The organism is Cupriavidus sp. 86D6, from assembly GCF_057815095.1.
In genome coordinates this window covers 206,896-230,273 of sequence record NZ_JBYPSB010000001.1, presented here as the reverse complement: position 1 = coordinate 230,273, position 23,378 = coordinate 206,896, and the positions used below count along the sequence as shown (strand labels likewise).

At 64.9% G+C, this 23,378-nt stretch carries 23 protein-coding genes; 14 read left to right on the top strand and 9 right to left on the bottom strand.

Going from position 1 to position 23,378, the window contains the following annotated elements; translation table 11 throughout:
- Positions 1-66: 66 nt before the first annotated feature.
- The 5 genes from ileS (at position 67) to dut (ending at position 6,544) form a co-directional block, all read left to right on the top strand.
- Entirely contained in the window at positions 67-2,946 is a 2,880-nt protein-coding gene (gene ileS / locus AC3G88_RS01065) for an isoleucine--tRNA ligase (protein ID WP_488892986.1), read from the top strand.
- Positions 2,946-3,494: a signal peptidase II gene (lspA, locus tag AC3G88_RS01060; protein ID WP_488892985.1), complete on the top strand. Its 549-nt coding sequence runs from the start codon at positions 2,946-2,948 to the stop codon at positions 3,492-3,494. Before ileS ends, lspA begins: the two co-directional genes overlap by 1 nt.
- A 219-nt stretch (positions 3,495-3,713) precedes the next feature.
- Positions 3,714-4,940, top strand: coding sequence for a bifunctional phosphopantothenoylcysteine decarboxylase/phosphopantothenate--cysteine ligase CoaBC (coaBC, locus tag AC3G88_RS01055; RefSeq protein ID WP_488770744.1), 1,227 nt, complete (start codon positions 3,714-3,716; stop codon positions 4,938-4,940).
- On the top strand, positions 4,933-5,952 hold the full coding sequence (locus AC3G88_RS01050) for an LLM class flavin-dependent oxidoreductase (RefSeq protein ID WP_488892984.1): 1,020 nt from the start codon (positions 4,933-4,935) through the stop codon (positions 5,950-5,952). Before coaBC ends, AC3G88_RS01050 begins: the two co-directional genes overlap by 8 nt.
- Positions 5,953-6,049: 97 nt before the next feature.
- On the top strand, positions 6,050-6,544 hold the full coding sequence (gene dut / locus AC3G88_RS01045) for a dUTP diphosphatase (protein WP_488892983.1): 495 nt from the start codon (positions 6,050-6,052) through the stop codon (positions 6,542-6,544).
- A gap of 52 nt (positions 6,545-6,596) precedes the next feature.
- On the opposite strand, the gene AC3G88_RS01040 is transcribed toward dut, so the two are convergent.
- The 4 genes from AC3G88_RS01040 to clpS all read right to left on the bottom strand — a co-directional run bounded on the left by AC3G88_RS01040 (position 6,597) and on the right by clpS (position 11,302).
- Entirely contained in the window at positions 6,597-7,442 is an 846-nt protein-coding gene (locus tag AC3G88_RS01040; protein ID WP_488770746.1) for a VOC family protein, read from the bottom strand.
- A gap of 4 nt (positions 7,443-7,446) precedes the next feature.
- On the bottom strand, positions 7,447-8,460 hold the full coding sequence (locus AC3G88_RS01035; protein WP_488892982.1) for a Bug family tripartite tricarboxylate transporter substrate binding protein: 1,014 nt from the start codon (positions 8,458-8,460) through the stop codon (positions 7,447-7,449).
- Between the two features lie 221 nt (positions 8,461-8,681).
- Positions 8,682-10,979, bottom strand: a complete 2,298-nt coding sequence (gene clpA / locus AC3G88_RS01030; RefSeq protein ID WP_153947338.1) for an ATP-dependent Clp protease ATP-binding subunit ClpA — start codon at positions 10,977-10,979, stop codon at positions 8,682-8,684.
- Positions 10,976-11,302, bottom strand: a complete 327-nt coding sequence (gene clpS, locus AC3G88_RS01025; protein ID WP_049815983.1) for an ATP-dependent Clp protease adapter ClpS — start codon at positions 11,300-11,302, stop codon at positions 10,976-10,978. Before clpS ends, clpA begins: the two co-directional genes overlap by 4 nt.
- 586 nt (positions 11,303-11,888) lie before the next feature.
- Between clpS and AC3G88_RS01020 the strand changes: the two genes are divergently transcribed.
- Positions 11,889-12,098 carry a cold-shock protein gene (locus AC3G88_RS01020; RefSeq protein ID WP_029051623.1) on the top strand — a complete coding sequence of 70 codons (210 nt, stop codon included), beginning with the start codon at positions 11,889-11,891 and terminating at the stop codon, positions 12,096-12,098.
- Between the two features lie 397 nt (positions 12,099-12,495).
- Positions 12,496-13,263, top strand: a complete 768-nt coding sequence (locus AC3G88_RS01015; protein ID WP_488892981.1) for a carbonic anhydrase — start codon at positions 12,496-12,498, stop codon at positions 13,261-13,263.
- A 71-nt stretch (positions 13,264-13,334) separates the two neighbouring features.
- On the opposite strand, the gene icd is transcribed toward AC3G88_RS01015, so the two are convergent.
- A complete protein-coding gene (icd, locus tag AC3G88_RS01010; RefSeq protein WP_400396649.1) occupies positions 13,335-14,585 on the bottom strand; it encodes an NADP-dependent isocitrate dehydrogenase in 1,251 nt (416 codons plus the stop codon).
- Between the two features lie 262 nt (positions 14,586-14,847).
- Here icd and AC3G88_RS01005 point away from each other — a divergent pair, with 262 nt between their 5' ends.
- From AC3G88_RS01005 to AC3G88_RS00995, 3 genes are all read left to right on the top strand, one after another.
- Entirely contained in the window at positions 14,848-15,459 is a 612-nt protein-coding gene (locus AC3G88_RS01005) for a pseudouridine synthase (protein ID WP_488770748.1), read from the top strand.
- Between the two features lie 124 nt (positions 15,460-15,583).
- Positions 15,584-15,778: a hypothetical protein gene (locus tag AC3G88_RS01000; RefSeq protein ID WP_066732106.1), complete on the top strand. Its 195-nt coding sequence runs from the start codon at positions 15,584-15,586 to the stop codon at positions 15,776-15,778.
- 151 nt (positions 15,779-15,929) lie between these two features.
- On the top strand, positions 15,930-16,379 hold the full coding sequence (locus tag AC3G88_RS00995) for a DUF192 domain-containing protein (RefSeq protein WP_488770749.1): 450 nt from the start codon (positions 15,930-15,932) through the stop codon (positions 16,377-16,379).
- A 24-nt stretch (positions 16,380-16,403) separates the two neighbouring features.
- On the opposite strand, the gene AC3G88_RS00990 is transcribed toward AC3G88_RS00995, so the two are convergent.
- Positions 16,404-16,889, bottom strand: a complete 486-nt coding sequence (locus AC3G88_RS00990; RefSeq protein ID WP_092601771.1) for a YajQ family cyclic di-GMP-binding protein — start codon at positions 16,887-16,889, stop codon at positions 16,404-16,406.
- Positions 16,890-16,996: 107 nt separating this feature from the next.
- Here AC3G88_RS00990 and murB point away from each other — a divergent pair, with 107 nt between their 5' ends.
- Positions 16,997-18,019: a UDP-N-acetylmuramate dehydrogenase gene (gene murB, locus AC3G88_RS00985; RefSeq protein ID WP_488770750.1), complete on the top strand. Its 1,023-nt coding sequence runs from the start codon at positions 16,997-16,999 to the stop codon at positions 18,017-18,019.
- A 67-nt stretch (positions 18,020-18,086) separates the two neighbouring features.
- Here murB and ppnP read toward each other — a convergent pair whose 3' ends face one another.
- Both ppnP and argF read right to left on the bottom strand, forming a co-directional pair.
- A complete protein-coding gene (gene ppnP, locus AC3G88_RS00980; protein WP_488770751.1) occupies positions 18,087-18,398 on the bottom strand; it encodes a pyrimidine/purine nucleoside phosphorylase in 312 nt (103 codons plus the stop codon).
- Between the two features lie 83 nt (positions 18,399-18,481).
- Positions 18,482-19,405, bottom strand: coding sequence for an ornithine carbamoyltransferase (gene argF / locus AC3G88_RS00975; RefSeq protein WP_400392980.1), 924 nt, complete (start codon positions 19,403-19,405; stop codon positions 18,482-18,484).
- Between the two features lie 451 nt (positions 19,406-19,856).
- Between argF and AC3G88_RS00970 the strand changes: the two genes are divergently transcribed.
- Positions 19,857-20,162: a DUF3579 domain-containing protein gene (locus AC3G88_RS00970; protein ID WP_092601779.1), complete on the top strand. Its 306-nt coding sequence runs from the start codon at positions 19,857-19,859 to the stop codon at positions 20,160-20,162.
- Positions 20,163-20,327: 165 nt separating this feature from the next.
- On the opposite strand, the gene rpsT is transcribed toward AC3G88_RS00970, so the two are convergent.
- Positions 20,328-20,594 carry a 30S ribosomal protein S20 gene (gene rpsT, locus AC3G88_RS00965; RefSeq protein WP_066732116.1) on the bottom strand — a complete coding sequence of 89 codons (267 nt, stop codon included), beginning with the start codon at positions 20,592-20,594 and terminating at the stop codon, positions 20,328-20,330.
- A gap of 353 nt (positions 20,595-20,947) precedes the next feature.
- Here rpsT and murJ point away from each other — a divergent pair, with 353 nt between their 5' ends.
- The gene (gene murJ, locus AC3G88_RS00960) at positions 20,948-22,498 is read left to right on the top strand and encodes a murein biosynthesis integral membrane protein MurJ (protein ID WP_488770752.1); all 1,551 of its coding nucleotides are present in this window, start codon (positions 20,948-20,950) and stop codon (positions 22,496-22,498) included.
- Between the two features lie 16 nt (positions 22,499-22,514).
- The gene (locus tag AC3G88_RS00955) at positions 22,515-23,363 is read left to right on the top strand and encodes a SirB1 family protein (protein ID WP_400392984.1); all 849 of its coding nucleotides are present in this window, start codon (positions 22,515-22,517) and stop codon (positions 23,361-23,363) included.
- Positions 23,364-23,378 lie beyond the last annotated feature (15 nt).

Here is a 23,378-nt window from a genome sequence, read left to right as displayed (position 1 = left end):
GAAATGACACGCGCGCGGCGGTCATCCCCCGGTCCGCGCCCAAACGAATTGCCCCGAGAATCAACCATGTCCGACGACAAACGCGCCAAGCCTGAAAAAAGCAAGTATCCGGTCAACCTGCTGGATACCCCGTTCCCGATGCGCGGCGACCTGCCCAAGCGCGAGCCGCTGTGGGTCAAGCAATGGCAGGACAAGCAGCTTTACAAGAAGATCCGCGCCGCGCGCAAGGGGGCGAAGAAGTTCGTGCTGCACGACGGCCCCCCGTACGCCAACGGTGACATCCACATCGGCCACGCGGTGAACAAGGTCCTGAAGGACATGATCATCAAGGCGCGCGGCCTGACCGGCCTGGACGCCGTCTACGTGCCGGGCTGGGACTGCCACGGCATGCCGATCGAGATCCAGATCGAAAAGCAGTTCGGCAAGGGCCTGCCGGTGCAGGAAGTCCAGGCCAAGGCACGCGCCTACGCCACCGAGCAGATCGCCCGCCAGAAGAAGGACTTCGAGCGCCTGGGCGTGCTGGGCGACTGGGACAATCCGTACCTGACCATGAACTTCAGCAACGAAGCCGACGAGCTGCGCGCGCTGGGCAAGATCATGGAAAAAGGCTATGTGTTCCGTGGCCTGAAGCCGGTGAACTGGTGCTTCGACTGCGGTTCGGCACTGGCCGAGGCCGAAGTCGAATACAAGGACAAGGTCGACCTGTCGATCGACGTGGGCTTCCCGTTCGCGGAGACCGACAAGATCGCCCACGCCTTCCACGTGCCGCTGGCGCAGCTCGAAGGCAAGCCGGGCTGGATCGTGATCTGGACCACCACGCCGTGGACGATCCCGTCCAACCAGGCGCTGAACATGCACCCGGAAGTGGAATACGCGCTGGTCGAGACCCCGCGCGGCTTCCTGATCCTGGCAAAGGATCGCGTCGAGGAGCAGCTGAAGACCTATGCGCTGGAAGGCCGGATCGTGGCGACCGCGCGCGGCGATGCGCTGACCGAAGTGCGCTTCCACCATCCGCTGTCCAGGATGGACGCCGGCTACGCGCGCACGTCGCCGGTGTACCTGGGCGACTACGTGACCACCGACACCGGCACCGGCATCGTCCACTCGGCCCCGGCCTACGGTGTGGAGGATTTCCAGTCGTGCAAGGCGCACGGCATGCCGGATTCGGAAATCATCAGCCCGGTAATGGGCGATGGCGTCTATGCCAGCACGCTGCCGCTGTTCGGCGGCCTGTCGATCTGGGATGCCAACCCGAAAATCGTCGAAGTACTACGTGAGTCGGGCAACCTGTTCAACTCGCACAAGTACGAGCACAGCTACATGCACTGCTGGCGTCACAAGACGCCGATCATCTACCGCGCCACGTCGCAGTGGTTCGCGGGCATGGACGTGGACCCGGCCGACAACGGCCCCACCCTGCGCGAGAGCGCACTGGCCGGCATCGAGGCCACCGAGTTCTACCCGTCGTGGGGCAAGCAGCGCCTGCACAACATGATCGCCAACCGCCCGGACTGGACGCTGTCGCGCCAGCGCCAATGGGGCGTGCCGATGGCCTTCTTCATCCACAAGGAAACCGGCGCGCTGCATCCGCGTACGCCGGAGCTGCTGGAAGAAGTGGCCAGGCGCGTGGAGCAGCACGGCATCGAGGCCTGGCAGTCGCTGGACCCCAAGGACCTGCTGGGCGACGAAGCCGCGCTCTATGAGAAGAATCGCGACACGCTGGACGTCTGGTTCGACTCCGGCACCACGCACTGGACCGTGATCCGCGGCTCGCATCGCGACGAACTCTACGATCCGTCGGCCGACACGCCCGATGGCCGTCTGGCCGACCTCTACCTGGAAGGCTCGGACCAGCACCGCGGCTGGTTCCACTCGTCGCTGCTGACCGCGTCGATGCTGTACGGCAAGCCGCCCTACAAGGCGCTGCTGACGCACGGCTTCACGGTGGACGGCGAAGGCCGCAAGATGTCGAAGTCGGTGGGCAACACGGTGGCGCCGCAGGACATCTCGAACAAGATGGGCGCGGAAATCATCCGCCTATGGGTCGCTTCGACCGACTATTCCGGCGAGCTGTCGATCTCCGAGGAAATCCTCAAGCGCGTGGTGGAAGGCTATCGCCGCATCCGCAACACGCTGCGCTTCCTGCTGGCCAACCTGACGGACTACGACCACGCGAAGCATGCGCTGCCGGCCTCGGAATGGCTGGAAATCGACCGCTACGCGGTGGCCCTGACCGACCGCCTGCAGAAGGAAGTGCTGTCGCACTACCAGGCGTACGAGTTCCACCCGGTGGTGGCCAAGCTGCAGACGTTCTGCTCGGAAGACCTGGGCGGCTTCTACCTCGACGTGCTGAAGGACCGCCTGTACACGACGGCCCCCGATTCGCAGGCGCGCCGCGCCGCGCAGAACGCGCTGTACCACATCACCCAGGCGATGCTGCACTGGATGGCGCCGTTCCTGTCGTTCACGGCCGAGGAAGCCTGGCAGGTGTTCGCGCACGGCACCGAGCACACCGACACGATCTTCACGAGCACGTACTACGACCTGCCGCCGGTCAGCGAAGCCGACGACCTGCTGCAGAAGTGGCACGAGATCCGCGCGGTGCGCGCCGAAGTCACGCGCCAGCTGGAAGCGGTGCGCGTGGAAGGCGACATTGGTTCGTCGCTGCAGGCCGAGGTCACGATCGCCGCGGGCGGTCCGGTGCTGGCCGCGCTGCAGAGCCTGTCCGACGACCTGCGCTTCGTGCTGCTGACGTCGGCGGCCAAGGTCACGCCGGCGCCGGAAGGCGGCGACCTGCTGGTGACGGTCACGCCGTCGCAGCACGCCAAGTGCGAACGTTGCTGGCACTATCGCGCCGACGTGGGCCACAACCCGGCGCATCCCACCCTTTGCGGCCGCTGCGACAGCAACCTGTTCGGCGCCGGTGAACACAGGAGCCACGCCTGATGGCATCGTCCTCGACCCGTTCGACGCGTTCGTCCTCGCCGCGCAGCAGGAGCAAGTCCGGCGGCAAGCCCAGCGCCAACGTCACGCCGTGGCTGTGGATGGCGTTTGCGCTGCTGGTGGTGATGATCGACCAGTTCTTCAAGGTCGTGATCACCCGGTCGTTCCAGTACGCGGAATCGCGGCCGGTCACCAGCTTCTTCAACCTGGTGCTGGTCTACAACAAGGGCGCGGCGTTCAGCTTCCTGGCTGACGCGGGCGGCTGGCAACGCTGGTTCTTCACGGTGCTGGGCGTGGCGGTGGGCGGCTTCATCGTCTGGCTGCTGTATCGCCATACGGGGCAGAAGATGTTCTGCCTGGCCGTGTCGCTGATCCTGGGCGGCGCCGTGGGCAACGTGGTGGACCGCGTGATCCATGGCCATGTGATCGACTTCCTGGACTTCCACTGGCGCAACACGCATTTCCCGGCCTTCAACGTGGCCGATTGCGCGATCACGGTCGGCGCGATCCTGCTGATCGTGGACGAATTGCGACGCGTGCGGCGGCACTGAGGGCTCGTCGTACTCCCCTCTCCCGCCCGCGGGAGAGGGGTTGGGGGAGAGGGCTCGGAGGCTCTGCTTGCCACTCGCTGCAGTTTGAGCCGCCCGCCCCTCTCCCCCGGCCCCTCTCCCACAAGTGGGAGAGGGGCGCAAACCTGTCGCATCCTCCCAGCGCCCCCCCTCACCCGGCGGTATCATGCACAGATTCCCGTTCCCTGAAGAGCCTTCCCCATGGATCTGCGCGGCAAGCACATTGTCCTTGGCCTGACCGGCGGCATCGCCTGCTACAAGTCGGCCGAGCTGGTACGGCTGCTGACCAAGGCAGGTGCCACCGTGCAGGTGGCCATGACCGAAGCGGCAACGCATTTCATCACCCCGGTTACGATGCAGGCGCTGTCCGGGCGCCCGGTGTTCCTGTCGCAATGGGATGCGCGCATCGACAACAACATGGCGCATATCGACCTCTCGCGCGAGGCCGACGCCATCCTGATCGCCCCCGCTTCCACCGACTTCCTGGCCAAGGTGGCCAACGGTCTCTGTGACGATCTGCTCACCACGCTGTGCATCGCGCGCGAGTGCCCGCTGCTGGTGGCGCCGGCCATGAACCGCCAGATGTGGGCCGCCGCGCCGACACAACGCAATGCGGCCCAGCTGCGCGCCGATGGCGTGACGATCCTGGGCCCTGGCACCGGCGACCAGGCCTGCGGCGAAATCGGCGACGGCCGGATGCTGGAGCCCGAGGAACTGGTGGAAGACCTGATCGCGTTCTTCCAGCCCAAGCCGCTGCAGGGCAAGCGGGTGCTGATCACCGCCGGCCCGACCTTCGAGGCCATCGACCCGGTGCGCGGCATCACCAACCTGTCATCGGGCAAGATGGGCTTCTCGATCGCCCGCGCGGCCCGCGAAGCCGGTGCCGACGTGCTGCTGGTGGCAGGACCCACATCGCTGCCCACGCCGCGTGGCGTGGTGCGTACCGATATCCGCAGCGCCCAGCAGATGCACGATGCGGTCATGGCGCAACTGCGCGACGTCGATGTGTTCGTTGCCGTGGCCGCCGTGGCCGACTGGCGCCCGGCCGAGGTGGCCCAGCAGAAGCTGAAGAAGGCCAACGACACTGACACGCCGACGCTGCAGTTCGTGCAGAACCCGGACATCCTGGCCGCCGTGGCAGCCCGCGCGGATGCGCCCTACTGCGTGGGATTCGCGGCCGAAAGCGAGAACCTGGAGCAGTATGGCGAGCAGAAGCGCCAGCGCAAGGGCGTGCCGCTGCTGGTGGGCAATATCGGCCACCACACCTTCGGCCTCGACGACAACGAGATCGTGCTGTTCGATGCCAACGGCATGACGCGCCTGCCGCGTGCCGACAAGCTGTCGCTGGCCCGCGAGCTGGTGGCCGCCATCGGCCAGCGCCTGCCGCACAAGTCCGTGTCACACCGCCGCACCCACAGCCATGAGTAATACCCGCCCCAAGCTGCGCCTGTCCGTGCTGGACCAGAGCCCCGTCATCCACGGCCATACGGCCCGCGACGCCATCGCGGCCACGGTCGATCTGGCCCAGATGGCGGACAGCCTTGGCTTTACGCGCTACTGGTGCGCCGAGCACCACGGCCTGCAAGGCGTGTGCAACCCGGCCCCCGAAGTCATGCTGGCGCGGCTGGGCAGCGTGACCCGGCGCATCCGGCTGGGGTCGGGCGGCGTGATGCTGCCCTACTACAGCCCCTTCAAGGTGGCCGAGCAGTTCCGCATGCTCGAGGCGCTGTTTCCGAACCGGATCGACCTTGGTGTGGGCCGTGCCCCAGGCGGCGACATGCGCACCGCACAGGCCGTGGCCATGGGCCAGTACAACCGGGGCGACCAGTTCCCGCAGCAGGTGCAGGACCTGGCCTTCCTGCTGCGCGGCGAGGTGCCGCCCGATCATCTGGCCGAAGGCGTGCTGCTGCAGCCGGCCATCGATACCCGGCCCGAGATCTGGGTGCTCGGCTCCAGCGACTTCGGCGGCGCGCTGGCCGCACGGCTGGGGCTGCGATTCGCCTTCGCGCATTTCATCAACGCCCATGGCGGCGACATGGTGGCGCAGCAGTACCGCGAGGATTTCGAGGCCGGGTACGAAGACCAGCCATACAGCGCGGCTGCGGTGTTCGTGATCTGCGCCGATACCGAGGCCGAGGCCTCCGCGCTGGAGCGCGCCGTCGATATCCGCCGGCTGCAGATGGCCTATGGCGTCAACGCGCCGATTCCGTCGCTGGCCCAGGCCGCCGATTTCACGCCCACCGAGCGCGACCGCCTGATCATCGAACGCGAGCGGCCCCGTACGATCTGCGGCACGCCCGCGCAGGTGGCCGAGCGCATGCTGGCGCTGAAGGACCGCTTCGCGGCCGACGAACTGGTGGTGCTGAGCGTGACGGCGTCATACCAGGCGCGCATGCGCACGTACGAACTGCTGGCCGAGGCCTTCGACCTGCAAGGCTGACCGCGGGGCGCGACACCACGTGGCGGATCGAAGTGGCGGATCAGCGAAGGCGGCGCGGTATCATGCCGCCTTTGTCCCCTCGTACGAATCCACATCCATGACCGTAGCCGCGAATCCGACTGTCGAGATCAAGGTGCTCGACGCCCGCCTGAACGACTGGGGCCTGCCCGCCTACCAGAGCGACATGGCCGCCGCCATCGACCTGCACGCCTGCGTGGACGGCCCTGTGACCATCGAACCCGGCACGCCGGCGCAACTGGTGCCGGCCGGCTTCGCGGTGCATATGGCCAACCCGTTCATGTGCGCGACCATCGTGCCGCGCTCGGGCCTGGGTCACAAGAAGGGCCTGGTGCTGGGCAACTCGATCGGCGTGATCGATGCCGACTACCAGGGCCAGATCATGGTGAGCGTGTGGAACCGCAACGCGCCCGGCACCGAGCCGATCGTGATCCAGCCCGGCGAACGCATCGCCCAGATGATGTTCGTGCCGGTACTGCGTCCGGTGTTCACGACGGTGGAAGCGTTTTCGGAGGATTCCGCGCGCGGCGCCGGCGGCTTCGGCTCGACCGGCGTGGCACACGCGAAGACGTAAGGCCAGATCGGTGTTCTCCCCTCTCCCGCACAGCGGGAGAGGGGAGCAAGAATCAGCGCTGCTCGAAGATCAGCGCCACGCCGTTGGCCTGCCCGGCCGGGATCCACGTGATGGACGGCGACAGGTCGGTGGCCTGCACCCCATTGGCCCGCCAGTGTGCGCGGGCTTTCTCCAGATCGTCAGTGGCAAGCCGGATCGCAGCATAGCCCGTGGCGCCATGCCGCAGCCCCGGCACATCGGCAGCATCGGCCAGCGCCTGCGGCGCCGTGACCACGAACGATGCACCATCGATATCGAGCATCGCCGTTTCGCCACTGGCGCGCGCAATCGTCGCGCCAGTCAGCGTGGCGTAGGCTTCGGCCGTGGCCGCCACCTGGTCCGCTTCCACCACCAGATACGTCGCTGCAATCGCCGTTGCGCCATTCGCGTGCGTCAGCCATTCCGGCCGCCACAGCAGTTCCGGCGTGCGATGCTCGCAGACGAAATAGCGGGCGCCTGGCGCCTGGTCCAACGCTGTCACGCGGAACGTGGCGGGGTGCTCCGAACCATCGTCCAGACGCACCGGCCGAGAGAATTCGATGGGGTCCGAAGGATGAAAGCCGGCGGCACGCAGCCGGTCGGCCGTGGCAAACGCATCGCGGCTCTTGCACGACATGGCTGCGCAACCGCCGCCGCGCTGCTGGGCATCCCAGTAATACTGGCGGCTCGGGCTGGGCGCGGTCACGTGCAGCAATTCGAGGTAGTCGCGCGCCAGCATGATGCAGTGGTTCTGCGATCCCAGCGTGTGATAGCCGCGCGGCGTCAGCGAAAAACCCAGCGCGCGCCAGCGGTCTGCGGCAGCGTCCAGGTCTGCGCAGACGATGACGGCGTGGTCGAACGGTTCGGGTAACGTCGGCATCGGATCAGTCGAACTGGATGTTGGCCTTGCGGGCCACGGCCTGCCACTTGTCGTGCTCATGACGGACCAGGTTGCCCAGGTCGGCCGGCGACCCCACGGCGATTTCGAATCCCTGCGCGGTCAGCGCCTCCACCACGCGGGGCTGCCTGATCGATGCGCCCAGCGCGTCGTGCAGGCGCATCACGGTGTCCTGCTGCATCTGCGCCGGCCCGAAAACGCCAATCCACGAATAGGCTTCGAAGCCCTTGTAGCCTTGCTCGGCCACGGTCGGCACTTGCGGCATCTGCTTGATGCGGCTGGTCCCGGTGACGCCAAGCACCTTGATCGTCCTGGCCGCCACGTGGGCCTGTACGGCCGCGTAGCTGCTGAAAAACAAGTCCACCTCGCCCGCCAGCACGGCCTGCACGGCCGGGCCGCCGCCCTTGTAGGGCACGTGCAGGAAATGCACGCCGGCCTCGGTGGCCAGGGCCTCGGCCGCCAGCTGGTTCAGGCTGCCGATGCCCGAGGAGGCAAAGCGCACCGCGTTCGGGTTTGACTTCGCCAGCTCGATCAGTTCACGCACGTTCGATGCCGGTAGCGCCGGGTTGGCGGCGATAACAAGCGGGAAGCGTACCAGTTGGGTGATCGGCGTGAAATCCTTGAAGGTGTCGTACGGCAGGTTCTTGTACGCAAACGGGTTGATGGCGTGCGTGTCGAAGGCCATCAGCAGCGTGTTGCCGTCCGGTTTGGCCCGCGCCACGGTGCTGCTGGCAATCAGGCCGCCGGCGCCGGGTTTGTTGTCGACCACCACGGTCTGTCCCAGGATCGTCTTCAATCCCGGTTGCAGTTGCCGGGCCACGATATCGACGCTGCCCCCGGGCGGGAACGGCAGGACCATCGAAATCGGCCGGCTGGTTGCCGAGGGCTCGGCTGCGTGCGAAACCTGGGCGAGGCCCGCGAGTGACGCCACAGGCATGGCGCCCATCGGCAGGGACTTGAGCAGCAGGCGGCGCAGCCGCATGCGGTCGGGAGAAGACATCAGAGACTCGGGCTGGGCGGCCGGATGGCCGCGGAATCAGGAAAAGGCGGCATGCCGCCAGCCGCGTATTTTGCCCGATGATCGCCCAACTTGCAGGATTGCCCGTCGCTGATCGCCCAAAAATGGAACAATCGCACCCCGATTTGCCGGGAAACGGACAAAAAAATGGCCGGGGGAACCCGGCCATTTTTGCGTTGCGGCGTGGCGCAATCGGGGCGCGCTCAGACTTCCGCGCGCTGCTCGCTTTCCGGCGCCTCGGGCGGCTCCGGATCGGCTTCCGAGAACGTCAGCTTGATCTGGTCCGCTTCGTCCAGGTCCACGGCCACTTTGCCGCCGGTGACCAGCTTGCCGAACAGCAGCTCGTCCGCGAGTGCCTTGCGGATCATGTCCTGGATCAGACGCTGCATCGGACGCGCGCCCATCAGCGGATCGAAGCCCTTCTTGGCCAGGTACTTGCGCAGCTTTTCCGAGAAGCTGGCTTCCACCTTCTTCTCGTGCAACTGCTCTTCCAGCTGCATCAGGAACTTGTCCACCACGCGCAGGATGATTTCCTCGTCCAGCGCCCGGAAGCTGATGGTCGCATCCAGACGGTTGCGGAACTCCGGCGTGAACATGCGCTTGATGTCGGCCATCTCGTCGCCCTGCTCGCGCGCCGTGGTGAAGCCGATCGTGGCCCGGTTCATCGTCTCGGCCCCCGCGTTCGTGGTCATGATGATGATCACGTTGCGGAAGTCGGCACGACGGCCGTTGTTGTCGGTCAGCGAACCGTGGTCCATCACCTGCAGCAGGATATTGAAAATATCCGGATGTGCCTTCTCGATCTCATCGAGCAGCAGCACGCAGTGCGGCTTCTTGGTAACGGCCTCGGTCAGCAGGCCACCCTGGTCAAACCCGACATAGCCCGGCGGCGCGCCGATCAGGCGGCTGACCGCATGGCGCTCCATGTATTCGGACATGTCGAAGCGCAGCAGTTCGATGCCCATGATGAACGCGAGCTGCTTGGCCACTTCTGTCTTGCCCACGCCCGTGGGGCCTGAGAACAGGAACGAGCCAATGGGCTTGTCGGTCTTGCCCAGGCCGGCGCGCGACATCTTGATTGCCGATGCCAGCGCCTCGATGGCCGGGTCCTGGCCGAACACCACCGACTTCAGGTCACGCTCCAGCGTCTGCAGCTTGCTGCGGTCGTCCTGGTTCACGCTTTGCGGCGGGATGCGGGCGATGCGCGACACAATGTCCTCGATCTCGCCCTTGCCAATGGTCTTCTTCTGCTTCGACTTCGGCAGGATGCGCTGCGCGGCACCTGCCTCATCAATCACATCGATGGCCTTGTCAGGCAAATGGCGGTCGGTGATGAAGCGAGCGGACAGTTCGGCCGCCGCGGTCAGCGCCGAGGCCGCGTACTTGACGCCATGGTGCTCTTCGAAGCGCGACTTCAGACCACGCAGGATCTGCACGGTCTGGTCCACCGACGGCTCGACCACGTCGATCTTCTGGAAACGACGCGACAGGGCCGCATCCTTCTCGAAAATGCCGCGATATTCGGTGAACGTGGTGGCACCCACGCACTTGAGCTGGCCCGAGGACAGCGCCGGCTTGAGCAGGTTGCTGGCGTCCAGCGTGCCGCCCGATGCGGCGCCCGCGCCGATCAGCGTGTGGATTTCGTCGATGAACAGGATCGCGTGCGGATTGTCCTTGAGCGACTTCAGCACGCCCTTGAGCCGCTGTTCGAAGTCGCCGCGGTACTTGGTGCCGGCCAGCAGCGCGCCCATGTCGAGCGAGTACACGGTAGCCTTTTCCAGGATATCGGGCACCTCGTTCTTGGTGATGCGCCAGGCCAGGCCTTCCGCAATGGCGGTCTTGCCCACGCCGGCTTCGCCCACCAGCAGCGGGTTGTTCTTGCGCCGGCGGCACAGCACCTGCACCACGCGCTCCACCTCGCTGTCGCGGCCGATCAGCGGATCGATCTTGCCGGCCTTGGCCAGCGCGTTCAGGTTCTGGGTGTATTGCTCGAGCGGGCTTTCCTTGCCGTCACCGCCCTCGCCTTCGGGGTTGCCCTCGCCGTGCTTGGCCGGTTCGGCCTGGTCCTTGCGGATGCCATGGCTGATGAAGTTGACCACGTCCAGGCGCGTCACGCCCTGCTGCTGCAGGTAGTACACCGCGTGGGAGTCCTTTTCGCCGAAGATGGCCACCAGCACGTTGGCGCCGGTCACCTCCTTCTTGCCATTCGACGTCGACTGCACGTGCATGATGGCGCGCTGGATCACACGCTGGAAGCCCAGTGTGGGCTGCGTGTCCACTTCATCGGTGCCAGGTACGACAGGCGTGTTGTCTGCGATGAAATTCTTCAGACTGGTGCGCAAGTCCTCGATATTGGCCGCGCACGCGCGCAGCACTTCAGCTGCTGTGGGGTTGTCAAGCAGCGCCTGTAGCAGGTGCTCCACGGTAATGAATTCGTGGCGTGCCTGGCGAGCCTCGACAAAGGCCATGTGCAGACTTACTTCCAATTCTTGCGCAATCATGCTTCCTCCATCACGCACTGCAGGGGGTGGCCCGCCTGCCGCGCATGGGTTGATACAAGCTCGACCTTGGTCGCCGCAATATCCCGCGTGTAGATACCACAAACGCCTTTACCTTCCCGGTGGACGGTGAGCATGATCTGCGTCGCCGTTTCCCGGTCCCTGCTGAAATACTGCTGCAGGATCATCACGACAAACTCCATCGGAGTGTAGTCGTCATTGAGCAGGAGCACCTTGTACATCGCCGGCGGCTTGAGCTGCTGCTCTTTCCGCTCGATGACTGTGCCTGCTTCGCGTTGGGGGGTGTTCGCCAGCCGTGTCGCCATGGCTTTTATTCTAACCCTTACTCACAAGTCTGCAATTTGGGGAACTGGCCCCGTATTCAAGGGCAGCCCTTCGGAAAAATCCTGGCGTGGGCAACCGCACAAAGGGCGCCCGGCGCACGTTCCCGGTGCATGGTACGCGCCCGCCGACCCTTGCCGGGGCACCGGACGGGCCGCCAGACGGCATTTTCAAAAATCCATGCACCACGGCGACAAAGGTACCATCTGGCGCCGTTTCAATCCCGCCACACCCCACGCCCAGTGGGGAATCTGCCAGCTTGACAGTATGTAGGTTTGCCAGAAAAATCGTTTGCACATCCGGGCCTGGACAGCGAGCCGAAGCAAAAAGTCCAGACCGGATGTATCCGTGAGCAGGGAGGCCCACGACCGGCGTAGGTCAGCCATTTGCGGCGCGTTTCCGGAGGCGGTTTCGTTTCCGGACGGGCGCGGCGGCTGGCCACGCGAATTTCATTTGCGCGGCGCTTTACGCAGCCGGTCCGTCAGGAACGGCATGCTGGGCCCGCCAGGGTGGTTTTCAGCTGGCCATTGGTTTCCCCGCTTGAAATCAGCTTTTTCGTTGGGGGAGTTTATGGCAAGCGGTATCGTCAAATGGTTCAATGACGCCAAGGGTTTCGGATTTATCAAGCCGGACGATGGCGAGGAAGAACTGTTTGCGCACTTTTCGGCAATCCAGATGGCGGGCTTCAAGACGCTGAAGGAAGGCCAGCGCGTTTCGTTCGAGGTGGTGCAAGGCCCGAAGGGCAAGCAAGCCACGAACATCCAGGACGCCGCCCAGTAAAGTGCGCCGCGGCCGAACACGCCATGCAGAGCGGCGTCGGCCAATGCGGATGTGAAGGGGGGAAACTTCCTTCGGAACGGGATCCAGTGCCACGGCTGGCAATGCCAGTCCGGGGCACACGCCAAGCGCGTACGCCAAGCATCCGGAAAAACGCCCGGCCCATGTGAACCATGTGCCGGGCGTTTCTGTTTCTGCGTTGGCTGCGGTTCCTGACTGCGGAACGGCGTTCCGTCAATCCCACGGGGCCGGCGCTGTCAACCAGGTCAAGGAAACTTCCCAGGGTCGCCTCGCTTTCGTAGGAGCGCCATTTCGGCATCGATGGCGGCTTCGTAGACTGGCCCGAGCCATCCCCGCGCACGGTGCGCGAGGACACTCTCGACCATCGGAGCTTCGCCAAATGACACACACGCTACGAGCAGCCGCATTCTGCTGCGCCATCGTCATGGGGTCAGCCAGCGCAATCGCCGCCGAACCGCCTGGCCACGACCCTCACGCCTGGTCCTACGAAGGCGCGACGGACCCCTCTCACTGGGGCGAATTGGACCCCGAATTTTTCCGATGCGCCTCGGGCAAACTGCAATCGCCCGTGGATATCCATGGCGCGACACCGGCGCACCTTCCGGCGCTCGCGTTTCACTATCGGCCCACGCGGGTCAAGGTCGCCAATACCGGACATACGATCGAGGTGCGGCCCGCTGGTGCCGAGACGCTGACCACGGCGACGGGCACCTATCGGCTGGCGCAATTCCACTTTCACACGCCCAGCGAGACCCGCTTCAACGGCAAGGCCTATCCGCTGTCCGCGCACTTTGTCCATCAGGACGATAACGGGCGCGTCGTCGCCGTGGTCGCGGTCATGTTCAAGATGGGCAAAGCCAACCCGCAACTGGCCACGCTGTTCCGCACGCTGCCCAAGCCGGGCGCCCAGCCTGTGCCGATGCCCGGCCGGGTCAACATCGCCGGCCTGCTGCCTGAATCACATCACTACTACACGTTCCCCGGCAGCCTGACCACGCCGCCTTGTACCGAGGATGTTCAGTGGTACGTGATGAAGCAGCCGCTGACGATCTCGCCGCAACAACTGGCAGCGTTTCGTAGCCGCTATCCGATGAATGCGCGGCCGCCCCAGCCGCTGGATGGGCGCGCCGTGCAGTCGGACGGTTGAGGGACATCCGAGAAAAAGACGCCCCGGCCACCTCGCGGTGCCGGGGCGCTTGCCGTCCGGGTCGGCCAGCCTTACATGTTGTCGATCATCACCTGGCCGAAGCCCGAGCACGACACCTGCGTGGCGCCTTCCAGCAGCCGCGCGAAGTCATAGGTCACCTTCTTCGACTGGATCGACTTTTCCATCGACTCGATGATCAGGTCGGCAGCCTCGGTCCAGCCGATATGCCGCAGCATCATTTCGGCGGACAGGATTTCCGAACCCGGATTCACGTAGTCCTTGCCGGCGTATTTCGGCGCCGTGCCATGCGTGGCCTCGAACATGGCCACGTCGTCCGACATGTTGGCGCCCGGCGCGATGCCGATGCCGCCCACCTGGGCCGCCAGCGCGTCGGAGATGTAGTCGCCGTTCAGGTTCAGCGTGGCGATCACCGAATACTCGGCCGGGCGCAGCAGCACCTGCTGCAGGAACGCATCGGCGATAACGTCCTTGATCACGATGTCGCGGCCGGTCTTCGGGTTCTTGAACCTGCACCACGGGCCACCATCGACCAGTTCGGCACCGAATTCCTGCTGCGCCAGTTCGTAGCCCCAGTCACGGAAGCCACCCTCGGTGAACTTCATGATGTTGCCCTTGTGCACCAGCGTGACCGACGGCTTGTCGTTGTCGATCGCATACTGGATCGCCTTGCGCACCAGCCGTTGCGTGCCCTGCTTCGACACCGGCTTCACGCCAATGGCCGACGTGTCCGGGAAACGGATCTTCTTGACGCCCATTTCGTCCTGCAGGAAGGCGATCAGCTTCTTCGCCCCCTCGCTGCCGGCCTCCCATTCGATGCCGGCGTAGATGTCCTCCGAATTCTCGCGGAAGATCACCATATTGGTCTTTTCCGGCTCGCGCACCGGCGACGGCACGCCCTTGAAATACCGAACCGGGCGCAGGCACACATAGAGATCGAGCTGCTGGCGCAGCGCCACGTTCAGCGAACGGATGCCGCCACCGACCGGCGTGGTCAACGGGCCCTTGATCGACACCACGTACTCCTTGACCACGTCGAGCGTCTCTTCGGGCAGCCACACGTCCGGGCCGTAGATACGCGTGGACTTCTCGCCGGCGAAAACCTCCATCCATGCGATCTTGCGCTGGCCGCCGTAGGCCTTGGCCACCGCGGCGTCCACCACCTTCAGCATCACCGGGGTGATATCGACGCCCGTGCCGTCGCCTTCGATATACGGAATGATCGGGTTGTCAGGCACGTTCAGCGAGAAATCGGCGTTGACCGTGATCTTCTCGCCTGCCGGCACCTTGATGTGCTGATACATGTTCGTCTCCAACTGCGGATGGGGTGATGGCTGGCACCAGGCCGCGGAGCCCGGCGACGCGATTGTGTTGTGCGAGGCATTGTAACGGGCGTTTCGCCACCGTCGCGTGACATGGACCAACGGCATCCGCGACCGGCGGTGTGCCACATCGCATAGCAGTCTTATATAAGACATAAGACTATCTGTATATTATGCATAAAGCGATGGCGCGCGCCAACCTTTGCGCGCCGGCCATGGCGGCACTGGTGGATAATGCGCGGCCATGACCTTGATCGCCCTCAACAAGCCCTTCCAGATGATGAGCCAGTTCTCCGCGCATCCGTCGCGGGCGACGCTGGCCGACTGCGTCGACATACCCGGCGTCTACCCGGCCGGACGCCTCGACGCGGACAGTGAAGGCCTGCTGCTGCTGACCGACGACGGCGCGCTCCAGACGCGCATCGCCGACCCGAAGCACAAGCTGGCCAAGACCTATCTGGCGCAGGTGGAGGGCATGCCCGACGATGCCGCGCTGGCCCGCCTGCGCGGGGGCGTGGATCTTGGCGATTTCACGACGCTGCCGGCTGCTGTGCGCGTGGTCGATGCGCCTGCCTGGCTATGGGATCGCGATCCGCCGATCCGGTATCGCGCGGCCATTCCCACCACCTGGGTCGAACTGCAGATTCGCGAAGGCAAGAATCGCCAGGTGCGGCGGATGACGGCCGCCGTGGGCTTTCCCACGCTTCGGCTGATCCGGGTAGCCATCGGCGGCCTGTCGCTGCCCGCGCTTGGCCTGATGCCGGGGCAATGGGGCGAGGTGGATGTCCGCGCACTGGGACTTCCATCCCGCCCGTCACATGTCCGTGGCGCAATACATGTGCCCAGACGCCGGTAAAACGCAGTTACAAATAGTGTTAAACATGACGTCAACGGCAAAAGATGGCGTTTCGTTTTTGCGAGTGACACGTCTACGCGCGTCGAACCCTCCAAATACTGGATACATTTCTGAGGTACTCGCAATGAAAAAACTGATCGCTGCCCTGGTTGTTGGCCTGTTCGCTACCGGCGCTTTCGCGCAAGCTTCGGCTCCCGCTGCTGACGCTGCGCCGGCCGCCAAGGAAGCCGCGAAGCCCGCGAAGTCCACCCACCACAAGCATTCGTCGACCAAGCACCACGCCAAGAAGGCGGAAGCTTCGGCACCGGCCGCCCAGTAAGGCGACCCTGCGCGCGGACACCTTCCGCGCGTCTGTAGAAAGGCAGGCGCCCATGCGACCTGCCTTTTTTCATGTCCGGCGTTTTCGGCACGGCCGGCATGGCTGCGCTATGCTCTCGCCTGCAGCAAGACCCCCAACGACAAGATCCGCCATGCATCCCGTGTTCAAGACCCTGATGGCCGTGGGCGCCGCCGCGCTGACGAGCCTGGCCCACGCGCAGTCCGCGCTGCCTGTCATCCCGCTGACCGCCGGCATGTACGCCATCCAGGCCGAAGTGGCGGCATCGTCCGAAGCGCGCGAGCGCGGCTTGATGTTCCGCAAGTCGATGCCCGCCAACGCCGGCATGCTGTTCGTGTTCGAGGAAAAGGCCGGGCACTGCTTCTGGATGCGCAACACGGACCTGCCGCTTTCCATCGCCTTCCTGGCCGATGACGGCAGCATCGTGAACATCGAGGACATGAAGCCCCAGACCGAGGACAACCACTGCCCGCGTGCGGCCGTGCGCTACGCGCTGGAGATGAACAAGGGCTGGTTTGCGCAGAAGGGCATCAAGCCCGGCGCAAAGATCGGCGGCCTGCCGCAAGCGCGGCAGGGGCAGTAGCCATTCCCGGTTCGATCGTGCTTCCTAGTCGCGGAAGTTGTTGAAGTCCAGGGGCGCCTCGCTGACGTCCTTGCGCAGCAGCGCGATCACCGACTGCAGGTCGTCGCGCTTGGTGCCCGTCACGCGCACGGCGTCGCCCTGGATGCTGGCCTGCACCTTGATCTTGCTGTCCTTGATCATGCGCACGATTTTCTTCGACAGGTCGCCGGTCACGCCCTTCTTGATCGTGATGACCTGCTTGACCTTGTCGCCGCTGATCTTCTCGACCTTGCCGTAGTCCAGGAAGCGCACGTCCACATTGCGCTTGGCCATCTTGTTGATCATCACGTCCTTGACCTGGCCGAGCTTGAAGTCATCATCGGCAAACGCGGTCAGTTCGCCTTCCTTCTGCTCGACGCGGGCGTCGGACCCCTTGAAGTCGAAACGCGTGGAGATTTCCTTGTTGGCCTGTTCCACGGCGTTCTTCACTTCCACCATATTGGCTTCACACACTACGTCAAACGACGGCATATCGATTCTCCTGGTCTTGCACGGCGCGCCGTTTGCCCCGGCGGCCCGTTCATGCGGTTACGTATAATCTTGGCCTGCCCCGGTCCGGGGTGCTTTCCCCGTCCTTCATGGCAGATTTTTACGAATTTTATCCCCTGCGCACCCACAATACATTCGGGTTCGATGCGCGTGCGCGTCTGGCGGCGCATATTCGCAGCGAATCGGACCTGGTTTCGGCCCTGTCGGACCCGCGCGCGGCCGGGATGCCGGTGGTGGTGCTCGGGGGTGGCAGCAACGTCGTGCTGACCGGCGATCTCGACGCCTGCGTGCTGCTGATGGAAATCCCGGGCTACGACATCGCCGAGGACGTCAGCGCAGGCCGCGCCGACTGGCTGGTGACGGCCGGTGCCGGCGAAAACTGGCACGGCCTGGTGAGCCGCACGGTTGCCGACGGCGTGCCGGGCCTCGAAAACCTGGCCCTGATCCCGGGCACGGCCGGCGCCGCTCCGATCCAGAACATCGGCGCCTATGGCGTGGAATTGCGGGACCGCTTTGCACGGCTGCGCGCCTACGATCGCCAGGCACGCGAATTCGTCACGCTGGACCTGGACGCCTGCGCGTTCGGCTACCGCGACAGCCTGTTCAAGCGCGAAGGCCGCGACCGCTACATCATCACGGCCGTCACGCTGCGGCTGCCGAAGACCTGGCAGCCAGTCCTCAACTACGGCGAACTGGCGCGCGAACTGCAACACATTGCATCACCCAGCGCCGCACAGGTGCGGGATGCCGTCATCGCCATCCGCTCGCGCAAGCTGCCCGATCCGGCACAGATCGGCAACGCGGGCTCGTTCTTCAAGAATCCGGTGGTGGAAGCGGCGCAGCGCGATGCGCTGGTGGCCGAGCATCCGGCGCTGGTCAGCTATCCCCAGCCCGACGGTCGCTACAAGCTGGCGGCGGGCTGGCTGATCGACCAGTGCGGCTTCAAGGGCCTGGACGACGGCCCGGTGGGCGTCTACGGCAAGCAGGCGCTGGTGCTGGTACATCACGGCGGCGGCACGGGCGCCGCGCTGCTGAAGCTGGCGGACCGCATCGCGGATACGGTCCAGGCGCGCTTTGGCGTCAGGATCGAGCCGGAACCGGTGATCCTTTGAAGGGTGTACTTCTCCTCTCTCCCGCGTAGTGGGAGAGGGGAGAAAACCGTGCAGCTTAAGCCAAAGCTCAAGCGAAGTGGCAGACGTAGTCCAGCGTGTCGGTCACTTCGATGTCGAAGCTGCTGTTGCTCGGCACGTCGAACTGCTGGCCCGCGCCGTAGGTCTTCCATTCTTCCGAGCCGGCCAGGCGCACGCGGCAGCTGCCCGCGTTGATTTCCATGACTTCCGGCGCGCCCGTGCTGAACGTCAGCGCAGCCGGAAAGATCACGCCCAGCGTCTTGCGCGTGCCATCGGCAAACAGCACCGTGTGGCTCACGCACTTGCCATCGAAATACAGGTTGGCCTTCTTGACGACCGACACATTGTCGAACTGGCTCATCTCAATCTCCTCGGATCTTGCGGTTCGTAAAGACGTAAAAAAGGGAGCCATCGCGGCCCCCTTTCATTGGCTCCAGCGGCGGCTCAGTAGCGGCCGCAGAGCAGGTATTCCATCAGCGCCTTCTGCACGTGCAGGCGGTTCTCGGCTTCTTCCCAGACCACGCTGCGCGGGCCGTCGATGACGGCGGCTTCCACTTCCTCGCCACGGTGCGCCGGCAGGCAGTGCATGAACAGTGCATCGTCCGCGGCGCAGTCCATCATCGCCGTGGTCACCATCCAGTCCTTGAACGCGCGCTTGCGCGCTTCGTTCTCGGCCTCGAAGCCCATGCTGGTCCAGACATCGGTGGTCACCAGGTGCGCGCCCTGGCAGGCTTCCAGCGGATTGGCGAACACCTTCACGCGCGGCGCGGCCGATGCCGGCACCATGGCCGGGTCCAGCTGGTAGCCCGGGGGCGCCGAGAACGTGAACGTGAAGTCGAGCCGCTCGGCCGCCTGGATCCAGGTGTACGCCATGTTGTTGGCGTCGCCGATCCAAGCCACGGTCTTGCCGGCAATGCTGCCGCGCTGCTCGATATACGTGAAGATATCGGCCAGCACCTGGCAGGGGTGGTATTCGTTGGTCAGCCCGTTGATCACCGGCACGCGCGAATGCGCGGCAAAGCGGTCGATGATGTCCTGGCCGTAGGTGCGGATCATGATGATGTCGACCATGCGCGAGATTACCTGCGCGGCATCCTCGATCGGCTCGCCACGGCCCAGCTGCGAATCGCGCGTGTTCAGGAACACCGCATGGCCACCCAGCTGGTGGACACCGGCCTCGAACGACAGGCGCGTACGCGTGGAATTCTTTTCGAAGATCATGGCCAGCGTGCGGTCGTGCAGCGGGTGCCATGTTTCGTAGTTCTTGAACTTCGCCTTCAGGATCCTCGCGCGGTCCAGCAGGTACGCGTACTCGTCGGCACCGAGGTCGCTGAACTGGAGGTAATGCTTGATCGGGGTTGGGCTCATAAAACAAAGAAGGCGGCTCGCTTGGGACACGCAGCCCGATTGCGCGGAAGTGCAATCCATGAGGGCCGGAGCGTGTCGCGGAGCCGCCTTTCGCGTCGCTTACGCAATGTAATTGCAAAGATCATAAGGGATTATTCCAGCTTTGGCGAGCCCGGTCCGTTAACCTCCAGAGGCGGCACTGGCGCGCCATCCGGCGGTCACTGACAGGTTTCCGACAGGATTCAGCCTTATGCGCAGGTCTTATATAAGATATAATACTCGCTGATTCACGCGGGGCCCGGCATACCCATGCCAACAGCCCGCCGCCGGCATCAAAAGTGCCCCCGCCGACACCACGCCCCGCTGGTCATGTCCGGATGCGCGCGAACCATTCGCCCGCCGGATGCGTCAAACGGTGCGCCCGTTGAAGCGGGTTTACCGTCGAGTCACCAAGCAGAATCCCCGCAGTCCCATGACCACCCCCCAAGTCCGCGAATATTTCATCCAAGGCGTTACGAAGGAAGGCAAGACCTTCCGCCCCAGCGACTGGGCCGAGCGGCTGTGCGGCGTGATGGCGCAATTCCGCCCCGAAGGCGATACCGGCGATCCCCGCCTGACCTACTCGCCATATGTGCGTCCGGTGATCGTAGCTGGCGTCAAGAACGTGGTGGTCGATACCCGGCTGCGCGACATCGAGCCCAAGGCGCTCGATTTCGTCCTGAACTTCGCCCGCGACAACAACCTCCAGGTGGTGGAAGCCTGCTCGGTCGAACACTGACACCGAAGTCGACGCACCCCACATGAAGAAACCCGGCCGGCGCCGGGTTTTTTGTTGGCCGGCCGCACGCGGCCAAGCCAGCGACAGCAACGCGCCAGAAAACAAAAAAGCCCGTCCGAAGACGAGCTTTTCTTTCTGCAGGCCACCGGGGTGGCCCAGGCAGACTCAGGCGGCCATGCCCTTGATGGCGGCCGACAGGCGCGACTTGTGACGTGCGGCCTTGTTCTTGTGCACGATCTTCTTGTCAGCAATGCTGTCGATGATCGTTTGCGACTGCTTGAAGATTTCAGCAGCTGCAGCCTTGTCGCCGGCGTCGATCGCCTTGCGAACTGCCTTGACGGCGGTGCGCAGACGCGAGCGCAGGCTGGAATTGTGGGCGTTCGCGGCGACGGCTTGGCGCGCGCGCTTGCGAGCTTGTGCGGAATTTGCCATGTATCTCTTCCTGAATTCAGAATGCGCGCCCGGGGCGACGCAATAATTTGGGACGCAACAATTAAGTCACATCGTGCGACCCGGGATGTTTCGACAAACGAATCCTGGACGCGACTGTCCTTGCGAATCGGCGATTATACACACATGCTGGCGGGACAGGCAAGGGCGATTCGTATACCCGCGCTGACGGTCGCCCAACATCGGCCGATCCGTATAATAAGCGCCACATCCGGCGCCGCCTGGCCGCAGACCGTGGCGCCGCGGCAACTTTTGGGGCCAAACGGGCGTCTGAACCGCATTCCGCCCGGGCTGCGCAGCGGCCGGACGGCCTGAAGCTTTCCCCGACTACCACCTTGAACCTTCTCAAAGCCCTTGCCACCATCAGTGGCCTGACGATGCTGTCGCGCATCACGGGCCTGATGCGCGAAATCCTGATTGCCCGGGCCTTCGGCGCTTCGGACATGACCGACGCCTTCAACGTGGCGTTCCGCATCCCCAACATGCTGCGCCGCATCTTTGGCGAAGGGGCCTTCTCGCAGGCCTTCGTGCCGATCCTGAACGAATACCACGGCAAGCGCGGCGACGCCGAGACGCATCTGCTGATCGACGCCGTGGCCACGGTGATGGCCTGGGTGCTGGCCGCCGTTTCGCTGGTGGGCGTGATCGCCGCGCCGATCGTCATGACCGTGGTGGCCACGGGCTTCCGGGGCGACGCCGAAACCTACGACTCGGCGGTGTTCATGACGCGCGTGATGTTTCCGTACATCGGCCTGATCTCGATGGTGGCCCTGGCCTCCGGCATCCTGAACAGCTGGCGCAACTTCGCGGTGCCCGCCTTCACGCCCGTGCTGCTCAATCTCTGCCTGATCGTGGCCGCGGTCTGGGTGGGGCCGCACCTGAAGCAGCCGATCTATGCGCAGGCGTGGGGCGTGCTGATCGGCGGCGTGCTGCAACTGGCCATCCAGGTGCCGGCCATGCGTCGTCTGGGCGTGCTGCCGCGGATTTCGCTGGACCTGCGCCAGGCCTGGTCCAATCCCGGCGTGCGGCGCGTGGTCAAGCAGATGGCGCCGGCCCTGCTGGCCGTGTCGGTGGCCCAGATCAGCCTGATCATCAATACGAATATCGCATCGCGCCTGGGGGCCGGCGCCGTGTCGTACATCACCTATGCAGACCGCCTGATGGAGTTCCCGACGGCGCTGCTGGGCGTGGCGCTGGGCACCATCCTGCTGCCGAGCCTGTCGCGCGCCAACGCCAACGACAACCGCGAGGAATACTCGGGCCTGCTCGACTGGGGCCTGCGGCTGACCTTCCTGCTGGCCCTGCCCTGCGCGGCCGGGCTGATGCTGTTCGGCACGCCGCTGACATCGGTGCTGTTCAACTATGGCCGCTTCGACGCCCACGCGGTGGAGATGACGCGTCAGGCGCTGGGCACCTATGGCGTGGGCCTGCTGGCGCTGATTCTCATCAAGATCCTGACGCCGGGCTTCTATGCGCGGCAGGACATCCGCACCCCGGTCAAGATCGCGATCCTGGTGCTGGTCATCACGCAGCTGTCCAACTTCGTGTTCGTGCCGGTGCTGGGCCATGCCGGCCTGCCGCTGTCGATCAGCTTTGGCGCCACCGTCAACGCGCTGCTGCTGTTCTTCGGTTTGCGCCGGCGCGGCTTCTACCGTCCGGCGCCGGGCTGGGGCATGTTCCTGCTGCGGCTGGCGGCGGCCATGCTGATCCTGTCCGGCATGCTGCTGTGGTTCTCACGCAATTTCGACTGGGTGGCGATGGGTGCCACGCCGTGGCTGCGCATCGCGCTGATGGCCGCCTGCCTGGTACTTGCAGCGGCGGTCTACTTCGGTACACTGTGGCTCATGGGCCTGCGCTACGCAGCCTTCCGGCGCCGCGCCGGCTAGTCAGGAACACCGCCCCATGACCTCCACGAAAGTCCTGGATTACTTCGCCAGCCTCGTGGCCGACGACGATGCGATCCCGCTCACCGAAACCGCGCTTGCGATTGCCCAGGACGCCTACCCTGACCTGGACCTGCAAGCCGAACTGGCCGCCCTCGACGTACTGGCGGTGCGCCTCAAGCGGCGGATCGCCGAAGGCACGCCCGCCATCCAGCGCCTGCGCCTGCTAAACCATTTCTTCTACCGCGACCTGGGCTTCGGACCCAACGCCAACGATTACTACGACCCGGACAATTCGTACCTGAACGTGGTGCTCAAGCAGCGCCGGGGCATTCCGATCTCGCTGGCCGTGCTGTACATGGAGCTGGGCCAGCAGATCGGCCTGCCGCTCAAGGGCGTGTCGTTTCCGAACCATTTCCTGGTGCGCATGACGATTCCCGCCGGCGAGGTCGTGCTCGACCCGCTGACTGGCGAAACGCTGTCAAAGGAACAGTTGCAGGAAATGCTCGACCCGTTCCTGGAGCGCGAGGGCATCACGGGGTCGAATGAAGTGCCGCTGGGGCTGTTCCTGCAGGTGGCCGGCCATCGCGAGATCGTGGCGCGCATGCTGCGCAACCTGAAGGCCATCTATCTGCAGGAATCGCGCTGGCAGCGGCTGCTGGCGGTGCAGAACCGGCTGGTGATCCTGCTGCCCGATTCGATCGAGGAAGTCCGCGATCGCGGCCTGGCATATGCCAACCTGGAGTGCTTCCGGCCGGCGCTGGAAGACCTGGAAGCCTATGTCCAGGCGCGGCCCGACGCCGCCGACACCACGCAGATCCGCGACCGCATGCCAGCCCTGCGCATGATGAGCCGCAGCCTGAGCTGACGTCCGGCCGCGGCG